The organism is Microcoleus sp. T3_D1 (assembly GCF_036700405.1).
In the GTDB taxonomy this organism is placed as follows: domain Bacteria; phylum Cyanobacteriota; class Cyanobacteriia; order Cyanobacteriales; family Microcoleaceae; genus Microcoleus.
This window is the reverse complement of record NZ_JAUBOV010000028.1, coordinates 30,252-47,906: the sequence shown is the minus strand read 5'-3', so window position 1 is coordinate 47,906 and position 17,655 is coordinate 30,252. Positions and strand designations below refer to the sequence as shown.

The 17,655-nt window shown below is 43.3% G+C and carries 16 protein-coding genes; 10 read left to right on the top strand and 6 right to left on the bottom strand.

The genetic code is table 11. The annotated features are described in order from the left end of the window. The first annotated feature begins 336 nt into the window (after positions 1–336). Entirely contained in the window at positions 337–711 is a 375-nt protein-coding gene (locus QT992_RS14780) for a signal peptidase I (protein WP_333321361.1), read from the top strand. A gap of 109 nt (positions 712–820) precedes the next feature. Here the strand turns inward: QT992_RS14780 and galK are convergent, their stop codons facing one another. Next, positions 821–1,906, bottom strand: a complete 1,086-nt coding sequence (galK, locus tag QT992_RS14775) for a galactokinase (protein ID WP_333318994.1) — start codon at positions 1,904–1,906, stop codon at positions 821–823. A 263-nt stretch (positions 1,907–2,169) separates the two neighbouring features. On the opposite strand from galK, the gene rsmA reads away from it, so the two are divergent. Then, positions 2,170–2,991 (top strand): 16S rRNA (adenine(1518)-N(6)/adenine(1519)-N(6))-dimethyltransferase RsmA, encoded by an 822-nt coding sequence (gene rsmA / locus QT992_RS14770; RefSeq protein ID WP_333318992.1) that lies wholly within the window; start codon positions 2,170–2,172, stop codon positions 2,989–2,991. A 126-nt stretch (positions 2,992–3,117) separates the two neighbouring features. Here rsmA and QT992_RS14765 read toward each other — a convergent pair whose 3' ends face one another. Beyond that, the gene (locus QT992_RS14765) at positions 3,118–4,644 is read right to left on the bottom strand and encodes an ATP-binding protein (protein ID WP_333318991.1); all 1,527 of its coding nucleotides are present in this window, start codon (positions 4,642–4,644) and stop codon (positions 3,118–3,120) included. Between the two features lie 90 nt (positions 4,645–4,734). Here QT992_RS14765 and ispE point away from each other — a divergent pair, with 90 nt between their 5' ends. The 6 genes from ispE to QT992_RS14735 all read left to right on the top strand — a co-directional run bounded on the left by ispE (position 4,735) and on the right by QT992_RS14735 (position 8,979). Next, positions 4,735–5,712, top strand: coding sequence for a 4-(cytidine 5'-diphospho)-2-C-methyl-D-erythritol kinase (gene ispE / locus QT992_RS14760; RefSeq protein WP_333318989.1), 978 nt, complete (start codon positions 4,735–4,737; stop codon positions 5,710–5,712). Between the two features lie 183 nt (positions 5,713–5,895). Then, positions 5,896–6,249, top strand: a complete 354-nt coding sequence (locus tag QT992_RS14755) for a DUF3082 domain-containing protein (RefSeq protein ID WP_333318987.1) — start codon at positions 5,896–5,898, stop codon at positions 6,247–6,249. A 75-nt stretch (positions 6,250–6,324) separates the two neighbouring features. Continuing rightward, positions 6,325–6,951 (top strand): DUF488 domain-containing protein, encoded by a 627-nt coding sequence (locus QT992_RS14750; RefSeq protein WP_333108399.1) that lies wholly within the window; start codon positions 6,325–6,327, stop codon positions 6,949–6,951. Beyond that, the gene (locus tag QT992_RS14745; protein ID WP_333318985.1) at positions 6,929–7,381 is read left to right on the top strand and encodes a DUF488 domain-containing protein; all 453 of its coding nucleotides are present in this window, start codon (positions 6,929–6,931) and stop codon (positions 7,379–7,381) included. The genes QT992_RS14750 and QT992_RS14745 overlap by 23 nt, the downstream gene beginning before the upstream one ends. Before the next feature lie 65 nt (positions 7,382–7,446). Continuing rightward, the gene (locus QT992_RS14740; RefSeq protein WP_333318983.1) at positions 7,447–8,127 is read left to right on the top strand and encodes a dual OB domain-containing protein; all 681 of its coding nucleotides are present in this window, start codon (positions 7,447–7,449) and stop codon (positions 8,125–8,127) included. 105 nt (positions 8,128–8,232) lie between these two features. Continuing rightward, positions 8,233–8,979 carry a hypothetical protein gene (locus QT992_RS14735; RefSeq protein ID WP_333318982.1) on the top strand — a complete coding sequence of 249 codons (747 nt, stop codon included), beginning with the start codon at positions 8,233–8,235 and terminating at the stop codon, positions 8,977–8,979. A gap of 127 nt (positions 8,980–9,106) precedes the next feature. Here the strand turns inward: QT992_RS14735 and QT992_RS14730 are convergent, their stop codons facing one another. From QT992_RS14730 to QT992_RS14715, 4 genes are all read right to left on the bottom strand, one after another. Then, entirely contained in the window at positions 9,107–9,709 is a 603-nt protein-coding gene (locus QT992_RS14730; RefSeq protein ID WP_333318980.1) for a type IV pilin-like G/H family protein, read from the bottom strand. A 45-nt stretch (positions 9,710–9,754) separates the two neighbouring features. Continuing rightward, a complete protein-coding gene (locus tag QT992_RS14725) occupies positions 9,755–12,676 on the bottom strand; it encodes a pentapeptide repeat-containing protein (RefSeq protein WP_333318977.1) in 2,922 nt (973 codons plus the stop codon). A 348-nt stretch (positions 12,677–13,024) separates the two neighbouring features. Beyond that, positions 13,025–13,939 (bottom strand): DUF1822 family protein, encoded by a 915-nt coding sequence (locus QT992_RS14720; RefSeq protein WP_333318975.1) that lies wholly within the window; start codon positions 13,937–13,939, stop codon positions 13,025–13,027. A gap of 27 nt (positions 13,940–13,966) precedes the next feature. Then, positions 13,967–14,593: a hypothetical protein gene (locus QT992_RS14715; protein ID WP_333318973.1), complete on the bottom strand. Its 627-nt coding sequence runs from the start codon at positions 14,591–14,593 to the stop codon at positions 13,967–13,969. A gap of 323 nt (positions 14,594–14,916) precedes the next feature. Here QT992_RS14715 and QT992_RS14710 point away from each other — a divergent pair, with 323 nt between their 5' ends. Both QT992_RS14710 and QT992_RS14705 read left to right on the top strand, forming a co-directional pair. Beyond that, positions 14,917–15,570, top strand: coding sequence for an Npun_F0296 family exosortase-dependent surface protein (locus QT992_RS14710; RefSeq protein WP_333377167.1), 654 nt, complete (start codon positions 14,917–14,919; stop codon positions 15,568–15,570). 453 nt (positions 15,571–16,023) lie between these two features. Then, on the top strand, positions 16,024–17,655 hold a 1,632-nt coding region (locus tag QT992_RS14705; protein ID WP_333338965.1), incomplete at its 3' end, for a DUF4114 domain-containing protein.

Below are 17,655 nucleotides of genomic sequence, written 5' to 3'. Positions count from 1 at the left end.
GTCTCATAGCTAAAGTCCTCTCAAAGAGGACTGAAAAACTCATTAGTCGTCTTCAGACGACTTTAGCTTTGAGGCAGCCAGGGAATGAATTCCCTGTCTCATAGCTAAAGTCCTCTCAAAGAGGACTGAAAAACTCATTAGTCGTCTTCAGACGACTTTAGCTTTGAGGCAGGGGTTTCAACCCCTGTCGGACTGTCGAACTATCGGTTGTACGTTAAGTGGACACCTATGGACTCTTGGAGTGTCCCTACGACACGAGCGATCGAGCGGGATGTCCTTGAGTACAAAACGTAGAGTTTGTGCTCTCAAGCTATTTGTTGTTTACCTGATTAATTGATGTCATCTCAAGTGGTTTTCGGAAATGCGGGCGCTGAAGGTGCAAGTCGGGGCGGTTGGTTTGCGGGTCACTTTATGACGCCTGATGATGACCCGCGATCGACTTCTGTTTTAGAGGTAAAATGGGGCACTCACCCCGCCGGAGATTGTAGGACTCAGTGGGCGGTAAATGCGGCAGCCACGACGCTTTCTATCCTGGTAAAAGGGCGGTTTCGCCTGCAATTTCCAGAGCAAGAAATCTTGCTTTCTCGCGAAGGAGATTATGCTCTCTGGCAGCCGGGAGTGCCTCATTATTGGTCGGCTGAGGAGGATTCGGTAATCGTGACTGTGCGGTGGCCTTCCCTGTCGGGAGATAGTTCGGGAGTTAAGAAGTAAGGAGCGCGAATTAAATAACTTACAATTTTAATTGTTATTGTGGGATGGGCGTCCCGCCCGTCCTTTTTGGACGGGCGGGACGCCCATCCCACAAACTTGTGGAAGTTATTTAATTCTCATTCCTAACTTTAACTTCGGGAACCAAAACGCGGCCGCTATAACCCGCGCGCTGGTAGCGATCGATCGCCTCGGATGCGATAACACCCGCTTTCCCACTCTCAACCAGCGCTACGCAAGCACCCCCAAAACCTCCGCCCGTCAGCCTTGCGCCCAAGACTCCGGGAATTGACTGCAAGATTGCCGCCAGCGTGTCTACTGCCGGCACCGAAACTTCGTAGTCGTCGCGCTGACTGGCATGGGAAGCATTCATTAACTCGCCAAAACGTTTTGCTGGCAAAGATTTTACCGCTTCGAGCACGCGGTTGTTTTCAGTAACCACGTGCCGCGCTCGTCTTCTGAGGGGTTCCGGCAATACTTCGACAGCTTGGGGGTCGGCGATATCCCTAAGAGCTTTAACTCCCAATATCCGCGCGGATACCTCGCACTCGGCGCGCCGCTGGTTGTAGCCGCTTCCTGCTGCTAGTTGGTGGCTTTCGCCACTGTCAATTATTAAAATTTCTGTGTTGGCGGGAAAAGGTATCGGGCGGCATTCGAGGCTGCGGGTGTCGATCAATAGCATGGTGTTGGTGTCTGCTAAACTCGACGCCATTTGATCCATGATGCCACAGTTCAAGCCGGCATATCGGATTTCGACTTGCTGTCCGATTTGAGCTAGGCGCACGTCGTCTAGGGGGAGGTTCAGCAGGGCGCGCACTCCTCTGAGGGTGGCTATTTCTAAAGCGGCGCTGCTGGACAAACCGGCTCCGATCGGCACAGTCGAGGTAATGTAGAGATTTATTGGCGGTATTTTGTATCCTTCTTTTTCTACAAGTCTCAGGCAGCCACAGATATAACTGACGAATTTTTGCGGTATGGTATCGTCGTCTGAAAAATTTATGAGTTCGTCATATTCTGCTGAATAAACATGGTGTCGATCGTCGCTGCTGAAGCCGATTTGTACTGTGGTGCGCTGGGGAATCGCTGTTGGAAGTACAAATCCATCGTTGTAGTCTGTGTGTTCGCCCAGCAGGTTTACTCTGCCGGGGGCGCTGGCTGTGGTTTTGGGTAATGTACCAAATACTCGTTGGAATTTCATTTTTGGGGAAGTGGTAATTGGTTGTTGGTTATTTGTTATTGGTTATTTGGAAAAACAGCTATCCGTGCCTCCGTGCCTTCCGTGTTGTGCTGTTGGGAATTGGGAAGAAATAAATTTATTTTTTATCGTTTATCTTTATTATAGTGCCCAATTTTTTTGCTTAATTCAACCCATGTTAACAAAAATAAACATCACCGTAGGTTAGGAAAAGATATAGAAGTGTGATAGAATGACAGGCTAAGATTTCTCCAACACTTCAAAAAATGCGATCGACCAGACCCCGAAAACAGTTTGCTCAACATTGGCTCAAAAGCGAGAAAGCCTTAGATAAGATTGTGAAAGCGGCTGCTTTGGATCGCGATCGCGTCCTGGAAATTGGGCCGGGCACGGGGATTTTGACTCGGCGCTTGCTGCCTGCGGCTGAGTCTGTTGTTGCTGTGGAGATCGATCGAGATTTGTGTCTCAAGCTAGCCAAACAACTCGGCAAAACCGACAATTTTTTACTGCTACAAGGCGACATCCTGGAAATGGACTTAGAGGCTGAACTAAGGGCCTTTCCCAAATTCCAAAATCCCAATAAAGTTGTTGCCAATATTCCTTATAATATTACCGGCCCGATCCTGCAAAAACTGCTGGGAACGATATCTGTTCCTGCGGCTAAACCCTTCGATGCGATCGTGCTGTTAGTGCAGAAAGAAGTCGCCCAAAGGCTTTACGCTAAACCGGGTTCGACAGCTTTTGGCGCGCTGTCAGTGCGGGTGCAGTATTTAGCAGAATGCGAGTTAATTTGCGATGTGCCGTCTAAAGACTTTTTTCCGCCGCCAAAAGTCGATTCGGCCGTGGTGCGCCTGCTTCCCAGACAGATAGAAACTGCGGCGGTTAATCCGCGCTATTTGGAGAATTTAGTTAAGTTGGGATTTGGTAGCAAGCGCAAGATGCTGCGAAATAATTTGAAAGGGGCTGTGGATTTAGATAAACTTGTTCAAGTGCTAGAAGAGTTACAGATAAATCCTCAATCTCGCGCTGAAGATTTAAGCGTGGATCAATGGGTAAGTTTGAGTAATAATATTATGGGCGATGTTTGAGGCTCAGGATTGTGTTAGATACCCGAATTATTTAATAATTCGGAGATATGGGTGTTTTTTTAAATCAGGGCTTTTCGCTGTGACTACTAACAGTTTAATTTAGGTTTTATGGGGATTCTTAAAGGTTTATTGCAGGCTCATCGGAATTTTTATAATAAATTCTACACCTTGCCCAGGTGCAGAAATACAGTGCAATTCGCCTTGATGTCTTACTGTGATAATTTGATAGCCAATCGATAAACCCAATCCCGTGCCTTTACCTACTGGTTTAGTGGTAAAAAATGGATTAAATAACTGGTTCCTCACCGATTCTGTTATTTCTGGCCCGTTGTTGCTAATTCGGATTTCTACCACTTGACTCTCTAAAACTTTGGTAGAAATTTTGATGAGGCGACGATTAGCTTCATTGCCTGCAATCGACTCGCTGTGGCTGTCATCTTCTAAAGCATCAATAGCATTAGCCAGGATATTCATAAACACTTGATTTAGCTGTCCAGGATAGCACTCTATTTGGGGTAAATTGCCATATTCTTTGATAACTTGAATTTTCGCCAAACCGGGCTTAGCATTCAATCTGCTTTGCAAAATCATCAGTGTGCTGTCAATTCCTTCGTGAACGTCGGCTAATTTCATTTCTGCTTCGTCATGGCGCGAAAAAATTCGCAGCGACTTGACAATACCGAGAATGCGCTCTGCCCCGTTTTTCATAGAAATTAATATTTTTGGTAGGTCATAGATAATAAAATCTAAATCTACAGACTGGAGTTTTTCTTTAAGGGTGGGTAGGGGATTCGGATACTGCTCTTGATAGATATTCACCAATTCTAGCAAACTATCGGCATACTCGCGAGCGTGAGTAACATTGGCGTAAATAAAGTTAATCGGATTGTTGATTTCATGAGCAACCCCAGCGACTAATTGCCCCAAAGATGACATTTTTTCGCTATGAATTAGCTTTGATTGAGCCTGCTTCAATTCAGACAAGGCTTGTTCGAGCTGTTGAGTTTGAGACTTTAACTCTGCGGTGCGTTCTTCAACTCGAATTTCTAATTCTTCTTTAGCTTTTTTTAGTCCTGCTTCGGCTAATTGGCGCTCGATAATTTCCGATGCTAGGAGTCGGTTTGCCAATTCTAACTGTTGAGTTTGAGACTTTAACTCTGCGGTGCGTTCCTCAACTCTAATTTCTAATTCTTCTTTAGCTTTTTTTAGTGCAGCTTCTGCTAATTGGCGCTCAACAATTTCAGCTTCTAGGAGTCGGTTGGCGGATTCTAACTGTGCGGGACTGGGAAGTGCTAGGGCTTGAGGCATTAAGTCTACCAAAAGTATGGCTGTAGCAAAGGAAATAAGGGCAGTAATTGCTTTCATTGTTCCTGAAAGCCAATAGGTAGGATGCCAAAGTGTCCAAAGTTCAAATATGTGAGTGATGCCACAGGCGACGATAAAGGCTCCAAACAGGGCAAAGATCCAATTAAAGGGCAAATCTTCGCGTTTGGAAATAAAATAAATCAGTGTAATCGGGATGGAAAAATACGCCAGTGCAATGATAGAATCTGAGGCAACGTGAAGCCAGACTAACGGGGTATGCCAGAGATAGCAGTGGCCGTGAGGAATAAATGGCCCGGAACTAAAAAAAGTTTTCCACATTTCCTGCATAATATTTCCTTTGAGTTGTGAGAAAATGGACTCGGACTGGTGTCAATTAATTGCAACCAGGGGTTTCTTTCACCTGCGGCTTAATCACCTATGCGTTCATATTCTCTGCTAGCTTCCGCAAAAATCAATCTGTATCTGGAAATCATAGGCGATCGCCCCGACGGATTCCACGAACTGGCGATGGTACTTCAAAGTATAGATTTAGCCGATCGAATTGACTTGCGCGCGATCGGTACGGACACGATTCGCGTGCGCTGCGATCACCCGCAAGTCCCTCCTGACAAGAATAACCTGGCCTACCGGGCGGCGGATTTGTTGGCGAAGCAATTCCCCGATGCTTTGGCGAAATACGGCGGAGTCGAGATTGCTATTCACAAGCAGATTCCAGTGGCGGCGGGGCTTGCCGGCGGTTCTGCAAATGCGGCTGCGGTTTTAGTCGGGATGGATTTGCTGTGGCAATTGGGACTTACTCAGTCGGAGTTGCAAGAGTTGGGGGGAACTTTGGGTTCGGATGTGCCTTTTTGCATTGCTGGAGGTACGGCTTTGGCAACTGGTCGCGGAGATAAACTGTCGCCGCTGCCTGATTTGGGCGGCTTTTCTGTGGTGTTGGCCAAGTACCGCAACCTCAGTATTTCTACGGCATGGGCGTATCAAACTTATCGCCAGCAGTTCAGTAGTTCCTATTGTGCAGCGGAAGATTTGGTGTGCCGCCGGCAACGGCTGCATTCGGGCCCGATGGTGGGGGCGATCGCCCAAAAAGATCGATCGAAAATTGGTCAATTGCTGCACAACGATTTAGAAAAAGTTGCTTTACCTGTGTACCCGCAGGTGTTGCAGTTGCGGCAGGCTTTTGAGTCGGCGGGGGCTTTGGGAACGATGATGTCGGGTTCCGGGCCGACGGTGTTTGCGCTGGCCGAGTCTTCAGAGCAGGCTCAGCAGGTTTTGGAACGGGTTAAAAGTGCGATCGCTTCTCCAGATTTGGATTTTTGGGTAGCACAGTTTAGCAATACTGGAATTCAGATTTTTTCGGAGGGAAACGAGACGAAACCGCCGATTTCGAGGGTGTAACTCGCAGAGGGTGCGATCGCGATCGCCCGTTAAACCTGTCTAACAGGCGAGGGTCAAGATGAATCTAACTTTTCGCAGAGTCTATTGAGATCGAAGAACTGATAATATGTCATGCAACAGGGATTTTAGTTTTGGTGAATTAACCAGAAATCTAAAATCTAAAATCTAAAATCTAAAATCGCCATGACTGATTTAACTAATCCAAATTCTACTTCTAAACCTCTGAGTTCGGCTGGAGATGCAACCTCTGCATCTTCCACGCCGCCGACGATTTTGCGGTGCGTGATGGGTTCCCTGATCGCGGGCGGGTTTGCGGCGGCTTTGTACGCGCTAACTTTGTCGATCGTCCAAACTTTTGCAAATTCCCCCATTCATTCTGACAATGTGACTGCGATTAATATTGGCGCGGCTGTGCGAACTTTAGTCATGGGGATTGTAGCTTTGGGTGCGGGTGTTTTTGCTTTTGCATCTTTGGGTTTGATGCTGCTAGCTTTGCAACTTGTGATTCAAAAGTTGCTGAAAAAACCCACAGGTTGAAGTCTACAGGTTGAAACCATCGGGATACACAAACTCTCGTCCGCAAGGCAAAGACTGAATAGTAAGATCGAAGCAATGGAATTATTTACGATCGGGCACTCCAATCTGAGTATTGAAGCGTTTGTTTTGCTGCTGCAACAACACGGAATTACGGCGGTTGCGGACGTGCGATCGCATCCTTTTAGCCGCTATTTACCTCATTTTAATAAATCCGAAATTAAAGCTTCTCTGTCAAGTGTCGGCATTCAATATGTTTTTTTAGGCAAAGAGTTGGGCGCGAGACCAGAGGATTTAAGCTGTTACGATACTAGCGGCAAAGCTTTATACGATCGCATAGCAGCAACTCCTCTATTTTCCGAAGGAATTCAGCGGTTGATCCAAGGCGCAGCAAATTATAAAATCTGTTTAATGTGTGCGGAAAAAGACCCGATTACTTGTCATAGGACTATTTTAGTTTGCCAGAAACTCAGAGAATTTAATTTACAAATTCATCACATTCTTTCCGATGGCAATTTAGAATCGCACCAGCATTTAGAAGAAAGACTTTTGAGCAAGTTTAACAAAGGCAAAAAAAATAATGAGCCAATTCAGCTAAGCTTGTTTGAATTAGAGCCTCAAGTTAAACAGGAAATAGTAGATTTAGAAACAGCTTATTATCGTCACGGATTGGAAATCGCTTATGTCACAAAAGAAAGCCATTAATTTATTTACAATTGGTTTTACTCAAAAAAGCGCCGAGCAGTTTTTTGATACTTTGATGAAAGCGGGAGTCCGCAGGGTGATAGATACGCGGCTGAATAATGTATCGCAGTTGGCGGGTTTTGCTAAGCGGAAAGATTTAGAGTATTTTTTGCGAACCATTGGCAATATTGAGTACGTTCACATTCTGGATTTAGCGCCAACTCAAGATATTTTGGATGATTATAAAAAGAAAAAGGGAGATTGGGATGTTTATGAACAGAAGTTTTTGGAGTTGATGGGCGATCGACAAATTGAACACAAGGTTTCCTCGGATATTTTAGACTGCGGGTGTCTGCTTTGTAGCGAACCAAAACCTCATAATTGTCACCGCCGCTTAGTTGCGGAATATCTCATGGAGAAGTGGAAAAATGTCACAATTAATCATCTGTGATTTAGGGAAAATATTAGATAATTGTGGGATGAATCTAAAATCTAAAATCTAAAATCTAAAATCGAATGACTCGGATAATTTGTCTCGCTAATTCCTGGAAACGCGGCGACAGGTGCATCGCCGGAATTAATGAACTTCAACGTAAGTGGGTGCGTCCTGTTTCCGACTTACCCGATGGCCAAATTCCTAAAGAAATGCGACAGATAAATAGACTTGAGCCCGCGTTGTTAGATGTTCTAGAAATTCCTCTGGCAAAGACGGGGCCGGACTTTGGCTTTGAGTGTGAAAATCTTTCTGTTTTACCGGGAAAATGGCGGCAAGTAGGGAAAGTTCCGCCAGCATATTTGCTGAAATATTGCCAGAGTCAAGAATATATTTTGCACAACGATTTGCGATATGTTACGGTGGCATATATGCAGTCTTTGCCAATGTGCGATCGCCTAACTTTGCAATTAGTCAAAGCAGTAAGATTTACGGTAAAAAAGCTAAGTCAAAGATTTGAAGGTGGTAATAAATGGGAAGGATCTATTGTCACGCAGCATGGTCAAAGATTGACTGCAACAATTACCGATCCGGTGTTTATTAGAAAGTTAGAATTGGGGTATCGACCGCAAAAAGCTTGTTTGGTAACAGTGAGTTTGAGTATGCCTTGGCGGCCCGATGATTGGGAGGGAGATGACCCTTGTTGGAAGTTGATTGCGGGTGTGGTAGAGTTGCCGGAAGATGTTGTTGAGGATGAAATTTAGTTTTGACCCAAATGGGCGATCGATTATTTATTTCTTTTTATTTTCCGCAAAAACTCTGTTCGTGCTATAATTCTGCGGGACTGTAGCAGGAAGGGGTGCTTTTTAATGAAAGCAGAATTTTATTTTGACTGTCACAAATATATTTGCAGTTTAGTTCAAGTAGATTTTGTCAAAGAATTAAAAATTAAAAATCATCAAGGTTTTGTTTTGGCTGTTAAGCAAGGACAAAAGATTGGACTTTTGGGAAAAAGTCGCCATAATGCTAAACAAGTTGATGTATCTAAGCCACATTTTTATAATGTAATTAAAGCGGCTATGAGCGCTTTGGAATTAGAAACTAAAAATGAGGTGATATTAGAGAGAAATCGAACTCTTGCTGATGCCGAAGAAATGATTCAGCAGCAAAACCGAGAAATTCGCGTTCTCAACGAACAGCTAAGAATACTTGCAGAGCGAGTTGAAGAGTTGTTAGCCTCACAGCAGCCGCTACCAATGGAGATCGTAGATAATCAAATCATAGAAAGTGAAGTTAGTCAAGAAGTAGATGACTGTTCAGCGTCAGAGGCAGATTTATCGACCCCGGAAACAGAGAATGAAAGCCAAGAAACTGAAATTAGTCAGAACATAAAACAATTAGCAGTCCAGCTAATAGAACATCAACCGCAGTCGTCGGAATTTGAGGAAGTTGAAGAGACTGAAATCAGTGGCATTAATGATGAAGAGGAAATTGTCGATTCCCAAGTCGGAGAACCGGAAGAAGACTGCATAGAAGTCAAACTTCCAGTAGGCGATCGCCAAATTAAGCAATTGCCTAAAAGAGCTTCTAACAGAAAGATGAGAAAGAAATATTGATGCTTTAGTTACTGAATCATCTTGTCAGTATTCAACGTAAAATGCTCTTCTTTTAGAGCCCCGACTTCTTTAAAAAGTCGGGGTTCTGTGTATTCTGTTTTTTCTGTGGGCTTACTTATCAATCTTTTCATGAAAACAACTGAGAGCAATAATTCCATGGATTCGAGATCAAATTGTTTAATATTCCTAACTGTTGAAACACGGGAGAAGACAAGCTGATAGGTAATGCAACTGGCCCGCAGGTAATGCTGTTGTCTTTGATATACACAATTCCGAAATAAGATTGAACGCCTAATTGTTTAGACAAAGCTACTTGAACAGCCAGCGGATTGTTATTATAAATGGCAACTTTTATCCCGTATAAATAATTGTTTGTTTCGGCCACGGAAAAGCCAACAGATTTCAAAATACCAGCCGCCGAACTCGGTGTTTCCGGCTGTGGAAATGAGAGCGTCCCGAAAGAGTTCGTAAATCCAGATCCTTCTAAATATTGTGCAGTTTGATGTTTGTTCAGATAACTAATATATTGTGTAGCTTCACTTTCTTTAGCTTTGCTGATTAATCTGAGGAAAGTAGGTAAAGCAATAGCTGATAATATCCCAATGATAAATATCACAACCAACAATTCAACCAAAGTAAAGCCGTGGGAGGCATTAGGACTTTTTTGTCCTCGTAAATAGCGTTTATGGTGACAGACATATAGCAACAATTTGTGAGTAAATACAGACATTAATACCTCCTAAAAATCAACTAGCAGTAAAATAATTACTCGCCCTTAAGTATTCCCTTGCAATCCTCGCCAAGTCTTGGGAAACTCAGCTTGATTCTGATAGATAACAGGCAACCAGCTAGCACCGGGAATTTCCCGATCCCAACGCTGTTTGAGTTTTTCTCGTGCTTCCCGCACGGAAACATAAAAAGAATTGCCGCCAGCAAAAGCTTTGAGAAAAACTTTCAGAAACTCCTGGGCGATTAAATCCGGCACCGGTTCACGCATCACGATAATTTGAGGGATATCTAAATCAGCTAATTGCTTACCCAAGCCTAAGCCATCGCAAGAGTTAAAAATTGCTATTTCCAAACCGTGTTTAATAGCTATTTCCAAGGAATCTTTTAGCTGTTCTACAGTTAACTTATCTGTTTTATTGATACAAATCACCCCCGTACTGCCATCTACTTCGCTCTGACTGTGACCCGAAAAACACAAAATATCCCAGCCTATTTCATCGGTGAGATATTCCTTAAGTTTCTGGTAATTTGGTTCTACCAAAAATATGGTTTCTGCTTCTGACAAATTCTCCAATATCTGCCTGTCTTTATCGACATTGATTTCTGTACTGTCGCCCAAAATTGCCAAAATTCTTACTTTTTTTCTGGGTCGTACTGATTTTTTTACTCTGTTAGATTCCTTGCGACTTAAAGCTACTTCTGGTTGACAGTAAGCATTAAAAAATTTCCATTGATGCCAGGGGAGTTTTCGCAGTAAGTTATCTTCTGTTTGGATGATGACCCGCACTTCGTCAGTGCTGTTTAACTTGTCCTGTAATCCCTGCTTGATTGAGAAAAATTGTTCGGATTCTAGCCACTTATTTACATCTATTTCTACTTCTTCAGCTAAGGTTTTTAGCTCCTGTATGGAACAGTGAGTGATACCGGGTTTTATTTTTATGGCACGGTTTTTTCGCCGATGGTTTTGAATGTTATACATTTCTTGCCACTGTTGATAATGTTGGAAAATTATTGGTTGGGGTGGTAATTTGCCTTCTAATTTTATTGCTAAGCGCTGGCGATCGCACAAAATCTCAACTGTCACGTCAAACCCTTGTTTCAAGTCGCCGCTAGCCAAGTTTAAGATGACTACTTGTTCAGACAACGGTCTGACTATATCCTCCATTACTGACAGCAAGTATTTGCGTTGTTCTGCTGAGTTTTGCAGGGCCGGCGCTTCTGTTCCTAGGACTTGTAGCGCTTCTTGATAGAAACTATTGAAATCATTGTTAATTTGTGCTTTGTCGGTTTCAGGAGGTACGGCGAGTTTAATGACAATTCCATTGCCTTTATTTTCAATACTTTGAATATTGAGTTTTATGCCAGGATTTTTTCGTTGCACCTGTTGGAAAGATTCCATGAAAGCTTTCCAGTCAACACCGTACTTAAAAATCAAGTCAACTGTATTTACAACTTCTGCAAAAAAAGTGGTAAATTCTCCTGGTTGATAGTTGTCGTTACCGCTGGGACGGCGTTCGCGATCGTCCGTTCCCGGCTTCGGTTCTTCTAGCAAATAAACATACTTACAATCTACCCATTCGAGTTGGGTAGTGCTGTCAATATTCCAGGTTCCTAAACCGCAAACACCAGTCATTTTGGCATTGCTAAAATCAGTGCCGATCGCCTGAACTTGACTAAATATTGCATATTCTAAATTAGCTGCTTCCAAAGTCGCTTGACTGAGGTCTGCTGTTTGAAGTTGGGCATAGCTGAGGTCTGCACCTATCAGGTTTGCTCCTCTCAAATCCATGCCTTGATAAGATTTGTGATAGCCGTTGCTGGTGACAAGCAACTCTCGCACTGCAGGATTAATTAATATTGTCTCGTCCACTCTTGCCCAGTCGAGAAAACGAGCGTGATGCCACATAGTTCGGTGGATAGTAGCAAATCTAAAATCGCTGTTTTTGAGGGTGGCGTAGCTGAAGTTAGTATTAGCTAATTGAGCGCCGCAAAAGCTGGTGCCGCCAGCCGCACCAATGACGATCGCTAACTGGCGAATTACGGCGTATTTATCATCTTCGGCTAAAACTCTCTGAGCAATGTGAGTTCCTAATAATACCAAAGCTACAGCTAACATGACAGCTCCAGCGATCGCCGCAATAACTACAGGCGGATCGGGAAATTCTTGCACACATTTTTTTAGGAAATCATAGCATTTATTGTTTGTGTTGTCAACTACTCCACCTTGGATTAACACGGATGCTTTTAAATATCTCAAGGAATTTCTGGCAATAATTCCGGTGGCGATCGCACTTATAGCCAGAGCTTCAAATAAAGCCAAAGCTGCAATCGCCCTCCCCAGAACAACTTCAGCCAATGTTAGGGCTAAAGGAAGAGCGACAATGGCGATCGTAGTTGCAACGACAGCCGCAGTTAAAGTTACAATTAAAAACGGAACATCGTTACCCTTCGTTTCGCCAGACAAGGCACTCATTAAGCTGCCAGGTCTAAAAGATCTTAACCAGGAAAGTATTGGATGTTTATCATTCGAGAACGCAGAGAGAAAACCAATTAAAGGTACAAATACAGCCGCCGCAATACCTAAATAATCCAAAGCTTTTTGTATCCCTTGGCGAATCATGGTAGCCAAGAGAATAGCATTGACGAATAAAATGATTGCAGTTGGCAGAAAACCGATATGCTCGGTTGTTTTGGGAATGAGAGATTTGAAGGTATTATCAACAGCAATTACAGCAGCTATTCCTGATATAGCCGAGAGCAGTGCTACAATTATGAAGATTTTGATTTGCGATTTTCTAGCTAGTCCGCACTGAGCGTGATTGAAATTAGCCTCATCGAGAATTGCATTGGTAAAATCTGCACCTCTGATATCTGCATTGGAGAAATCTGTATTAGTCAGATCAAGGCCTTTGAAAGAACAACCTTGGAGATTTTGACCGCGAAAGTTTTGAAATGTTAATGATGACATAGGGGAGTTCGGCAACGGATTTTGTAACGGATGTAACGGATGTTTCTGGTTTATCGTTTTCTCGTTCCCAGGCTATGCCCATTGGTGACAACTTAAGACGGGAATTCATAATAAATGTCGCTTTGAGGCGAAGTCTAGATCCCCCTAAATCCCCCTTAAGAAGGGGGACTTTGAGCGATTTCCGGTTCCCCCCTCCGGCGGGGGGTTAGGGGGGATCAGATTTCGATACAAACAAGAGAGACTATCAGTTTAACGTTAACTTGTCACCAATAGGCAGAGCCTAGTAACGAGGAATCAGGAACCAATAAAAATGGCTTAGACGCTCTACATAACGCCGACAGGATACAATTACAAACGAAAAGATTGCTTCACATTTACATCTCCCAGTCCTACAGTAATGCTGAACAATTCTCTTAAGTCTGAACAAAATTCAAAATTAAGAAAGTTGTCAGCCTCTCTCGATTCAGCCTTGAAAATCACTTCTTCTGACTCATCCATCAGCATCAATTTCAACCCAGGAGGCAAATAAGTTTGATTTCCCATGGGATACACTCGCACCTGAATATCCACTTCTGAATCCGGTTCTGGGGGCAGCGTGACTACCAGTGCCACGGACTGTTCTCCTAATTGCATTCCCAAATCTATTTTCTGGCCGCGATCGATGGGTAATGCGTTGTTGCTTCTAAAAGAGCGAAGTTGCAATTGTTTGGGATTTAATAGATCGTCAATTACTTGCCATCCCGCATCAAAAATTTCATCGAACCAGTTCATCAAATTAACTGGTTTCAGTTGTTGAATTCGATTCATGTAGACGAGCAAATCTTCGAGGGAATTCATTTCATCCAGAGGGACTTCTTTAGCTACTGTTCTGGTAAATCCTAACAGCGTTGCTTGTTTCAAAGATTGGTCTAACTGTACGGCTATATAACCAATTCTGTCTCCCCAAGCATCGTAGGGAATCTGACAAGCGTCGGCATCTGGCAAGACGGGACGGCATTCTATTTTTCCTACCTGTTTAACGTCTAAATCCGCTACATCCATAAATTTAAGCATTAACGGATTGCGACTGTCGCTAGCCGGCCAATCTGTCTCAAATCCCATGCAGCGAAGGTAAAAATCTACTGCATACACTGCGAGGGTATTGAGATAAACTTGTTTGAATTTTGTTTGACTGGATTGCTTGCCGCACTGTTGAGCAATTTCGTGCGCTTCAAAGGATAGTGGCACTGTGAAAGTTATTGGTTCAATCATTTTACTCATCATTAATTTATCCGCTTCATCAATCAAATCCTACTGTAAATTATTACGAATCACATCATTGTATTTACTCAGATTTCGCTGTAAAAAACTGCTAAGGGTTTGAGGAGTGATGCCAAATTTATCGCCTATGGCTTCCCATGTTAGATCGTCTAATCTAGCTAATACTACATCTTGCAAAGTTATATCTGGGCGACTTTTTAATGATGTATTTCTGAAAATACCTTCAGGGTCTTCTTCTATAAATCTACGCAGCATTTCAGAGTCGTCAAAGAAATCTGGTGCTGGGGATGGCATATTCTCTAAGTAATTGTAGGAGAGTAATTTGTCTTTTCTATTTATTTCTCTCCTATATGGATCGACAACATCTAGAAATCTAAAGTTTAAGAAGTAATTCACCCAACCCATTACTGGTCTTCGTGAATCATAGGTGTCAATATTTTGACAAATATACTCAAATATTCTCACACGGGCTTCGCTATAAAGTTCTTCGTAAACGTCAGAAGGCCATGAGTTTCTGTAGGGACGAACAAGTTTGTTAGAACGCTCAATTGCATCCATCAGTCTGGTTAATACTATCTGTCGCTCTTTGCTTCCGGCTGGGTGGCTTTGAGCTTCGTCAGCTAGATATCGAAGCTGCAAATCGATTTCGTCTTCCATCTGAATCTCCTCACTCCTCTGGGCATTTTTGTGCAGTCTGGTGGAACTTATATTTATATTTCGGATATCGTCGGAAGTTTTTACGCATTTATGGGGAAATTGTTACAAAACTTTACTTTCGAGGGGTTTTGAGAAAAAAGTTTTGAGCTTTGCGTAAAAAGTTTGGGGTGGTTTCGTAAGTAAAAACAAGGGGCGATTTTTTTTGGGATAGCTTTGCTGGCGCGGGCTTTTGGGGAAAAGGGCGATCGTCCGCTAAATACTTTGATTGTCAACTTTTACTTTTTCTGGGAATCAATTTTATGGCTACTGTGAAGAAATTATCAATGATTGCTATCGGAGCAGCAGTTTGGGCTGGAATTACCAATCCAGTAAGTGCGATTATGGTGTCTTTTGGAGGTACATCAGTTCCCGGACAAGGGCAATTCTCTAGCGTACCTGGGGCAAAAACAATTGATTTCGAGTCAGGTGCGCCCACATCTGGCCCTGTTATTTACTCGGCTCCTGGTATCGGCCCTACTGTTGTTTCAGGCCACATCAGCTATGTTTTTTCTGCACCCAGCGATGACTACACGAAATACCTTACAGTTGCGCCATTTGGCGATGGTCGAGGAAATAATAATGTCACCATTAGCTTCGCTGAACAAATTGATTACTTTGGTATGTACTTGGGTTCCTTTGATAGTTATAATAGCATTGCTTTCTACCAAGACAATGTTCTTCTCAAATTGTTGAGTGGCAATAATGATTCAGTTAATACTTATGTGAATTTCTTTGCAGAACAAAACGAGTCCTTTAACAAAGTAGTTCTAGCTTCCAGTGCTCCTGCATTTGAGAGTGATAACCATAGTTATCGGGTTGCAGAACCTGTTCCCGAACCGACTACTTTGTTGGGTACTTTAGCTTTTAGTGTTGTTGTTTCCAGTTGGCGGATGAAGCACAAACAGCAACAAAAAGTTTTGAATTCAACCGTTGCTTAATCTGAGATATTGCACTTCGTTGTAGTCCGTCGGGGGTTTAAAGTGTCGCCTCATAGCGAAAGTCCGGCGGGGGTTTAAACCCCCGCCTCATAGCGAAAGTCCTCTAAAGAGGACTGAAGAATTAATTAGATATTTCCCATCAAAATATCAAATATTCTGGTCACGTTCAGGTGAGAACAGAAATTATACCGGTGTCTATTAGTCCTCTAAAGAGGACTTTAGCTTTGAGCCAGGGAATTAATTCCCTGGCGGCCTTTCGGGTGAAGTGGAGACTAATAAATATCTGGAAATCGCCCGTTGTAAAAAAAAGTTTCCAGATTTGCGTAAAAAGTTGGGCTGGATTCCGTAAGTAATAACAAGAGGCCGATCGCACTTTTAGACAAACGGGCGATCGCTTAACTTGATTTCATCATATCACTTTTAATTCAATCACAGACTAGGAGTGCAATTTCAATGCCTACCACAAATGAAGTTTCCAGCAACCTTCTGCCGATCGATATTCTGACAACTGACACTTTACCCGGAAGTGCAGCCAAAAATTCCATCCTCAACCCTTTAAGCAACAGCAACAGTCAAAACATCGGCGGTAGTGCTTTGATAGCTGACAGCAAAACTCAGCCAGTTATTGAACCCGAAAAGCTATCCAGTCCGACTGACACGCTTAACTCAAAAAATGCGATCGCCGATACAAATAGCAAAAAATCAGATGATTCATTAATTGTTACCGACACTCTCAAAAGCGGTTTAAGCGAGTCAGCAAGCAGCAGTAGTGTTCGCGACACCTTATCCGGTTCCCCGTCAGGTACAGATGTCAAAGATACGCTGACAGGAATCAGCAACGATGCACCGTTAAGTGCAATTAAAGATGACACTATTACAGCAGCAGATTCTTTGACTAATCCTCAGAGTGCCGAGAAAATACCATCTGAGAAAACTCCCGGTACTTTAGCCGAAAAAGAAAGCAAGCCAGAAATTGCGATCGCCCAAAATACTTCTGTCTCAGAACCAAAAGCAACAACAAGTTCAGAAGCGATTAAACCAGATAACTCGCCAGCAGAAAAACCTGCCGCTACAGTCGCCGATATCAGCCAAGACAGCAACAAAACAGCAGAAAAACCTGCCGCTACAGCCGCCGATACCAGCAAAGACAGCAACCAAGAAAAATCTTCAACTAACAGCACAGACAACAACAAACAATCTACAGACAATACAGAAGTCGTCGCAGTTGGAACACCAAAAGAATTAAGTCCCACCGTTCCTACATCAGATCCAGTAGCCGATAATTCCTTTACATCGGGGAAATTTGTTGTTGACTCTACAGGTCAAGTCGGCATTGATTTCTTATTGGACGGCGGTTTGTATAAGGGTCAATTAGCTATTATCAGTCTCAAAGGAATGGATAAGTTTTCTCCAGGTTCGGAAGAGTTTCTCAAAGAAGCGGCTTCGAGAGCACTTAGCAATTCTGGAAATGGTCATGTAGTTATTAATGACTTGAGTGAAGGTGCAAAATTTACGGGGAATTTACTCGAAGGCAATTATAACGATGGAGTTTACTTAGGACTTAAGACTTTTGCGATGACTCCGGGGGAGGAATTCGGGGTGATGTTAGTGCCTAATGGGACTGTACAAGAGGTACTTAACAATCCGGCGATCGGAGGAGACAAACGTCCTTTATTCTCGATGGTGACAGCGAATCCTGCTGAGGGATTTCATGTGGGTCAAATTGCCGATGTAACGGGTAGCGGCAAGACTTTTACAATGGAGGATATGCGAGTCGATTTAGGGAGCGATCGCGATTACAATGACTTCGTATTTCAGGTGCGGGGTGCAACGGGTCAAGCTGTGAATTTAGATAGCGTGATTAATGCCGATAAAGATTGGCGAAAAACGGATATGGGTCAGGCTTTGATTGCTTATGCTAAGCCAGAAGTTGAACCGAAGTTAGAGCCTGCCAAAGAAGATACAAAACCTGTCACTAATTCTGTGGCCACTAAAGATGCGGCGGTTTTGGAAACAAAAGTGACGCCGACTGAGGAAGCTAAAAAAGAGCCGATCGCACCGGTTTCCACTCCGAATGAATCTGTC

Coding starts and splice junctions, on each gene's coding strand:
- QT992_RS14750 (WP_333108399.1), top strand. CDS start 6,325: ATGGAATTATTTACGATCGGGCACTCCAATCTGAGTATTGAAGCGTTT.
- QT992_RS14745 (WP_333318985.1), top strand. CDS start 6,929: ATGTCACAAAAGAAAGCCATTAATTTATTTACAATTGGTTTTACTCAA.
- QT992_RS14740 (WP_333318983.1), top strand. CDS start 7,447: ATGACTCGGATAATTTGTCTCGCTAATTCCTGGAAACGCGGCGACAGG.
- galK (WP_333318994.1), bottom strand. CDS start 1,906: ATGAAATTCCAACGAGTATTTGGTACATTACCCAAAACCACAGCCAGC.
- QT992_RS14710 (WP_333377167.1), top strand. CDS start 14,917: ATGATTGCTATCGGAGCAGCAGTTTGGGCTGGAATTACCAATCCAGTA.
- QT992_RS14720 (WP_333318975.1), bottom strand. CDS start 13,939: ATGATGAGTAAAATGATTGAACCAATAACTTTCACAGTGCCACTATCC.
- QT992_RS14715 (WP_333318973.1), bottom strand. CDS start 14,593: ATGGAAGACGAAATCGATTTGCAGCTTCGATATCTAGCTGACGAAGCT.
- QT992_RS14780 (WP_333321361.1), top strand. CDS start 337: ATGTCATCTCAAGTGGTTTTCGGAAATGCGGGCGCTGAAGGTGCAAGT.
- QT992_RS14765 (WP_333318991.1), bottom strand. CDS start 4,644: ATGCAGGAAATGTGGAAAACTTTTTTTAGTTCCGGGCCATTTATTCCT.
- QT992_RS14755 (WP_333318987.1), top strand. CDS start 5,896: ATGACTGATTTAACTAATCCAAATTCTACTTCTAAACCTCTGAGTTCG.
- QT992_RS14725 (WP_333318977.1), bottom strand. CDS start 12,676: ATGTCATCATTAACATTTCAAAACTTTCGCGGTCAAAATCTCCAAGGT.
- QT992_RS14735 (WP_333318982.1), top strand. CDS start 8,233: ATGAAAGCAGAATTTTATTTTGACTGTCACAAATATATTTGCAGTTTA.
- rsmA (WP_333318992.1), top strand. CDS start 2,170: ATGCGATCGACCAGACCCCGAAAACAGTTTGCTCAACATTGGCTCAAA.
- QT992_RS14730 (WP_333318980.1), bottom strand. CDS start 9,709: ATGTCTGTATTTACTCACAAATTGTTGCTATATGTCTGTCACCATAAA.
- ispE (WP_333318989.1), top strand. CDS start 4,735: ATGCGTTCATATTCTCTGCTAGCTTCCGCAAAAATCAATCTGTATCTG.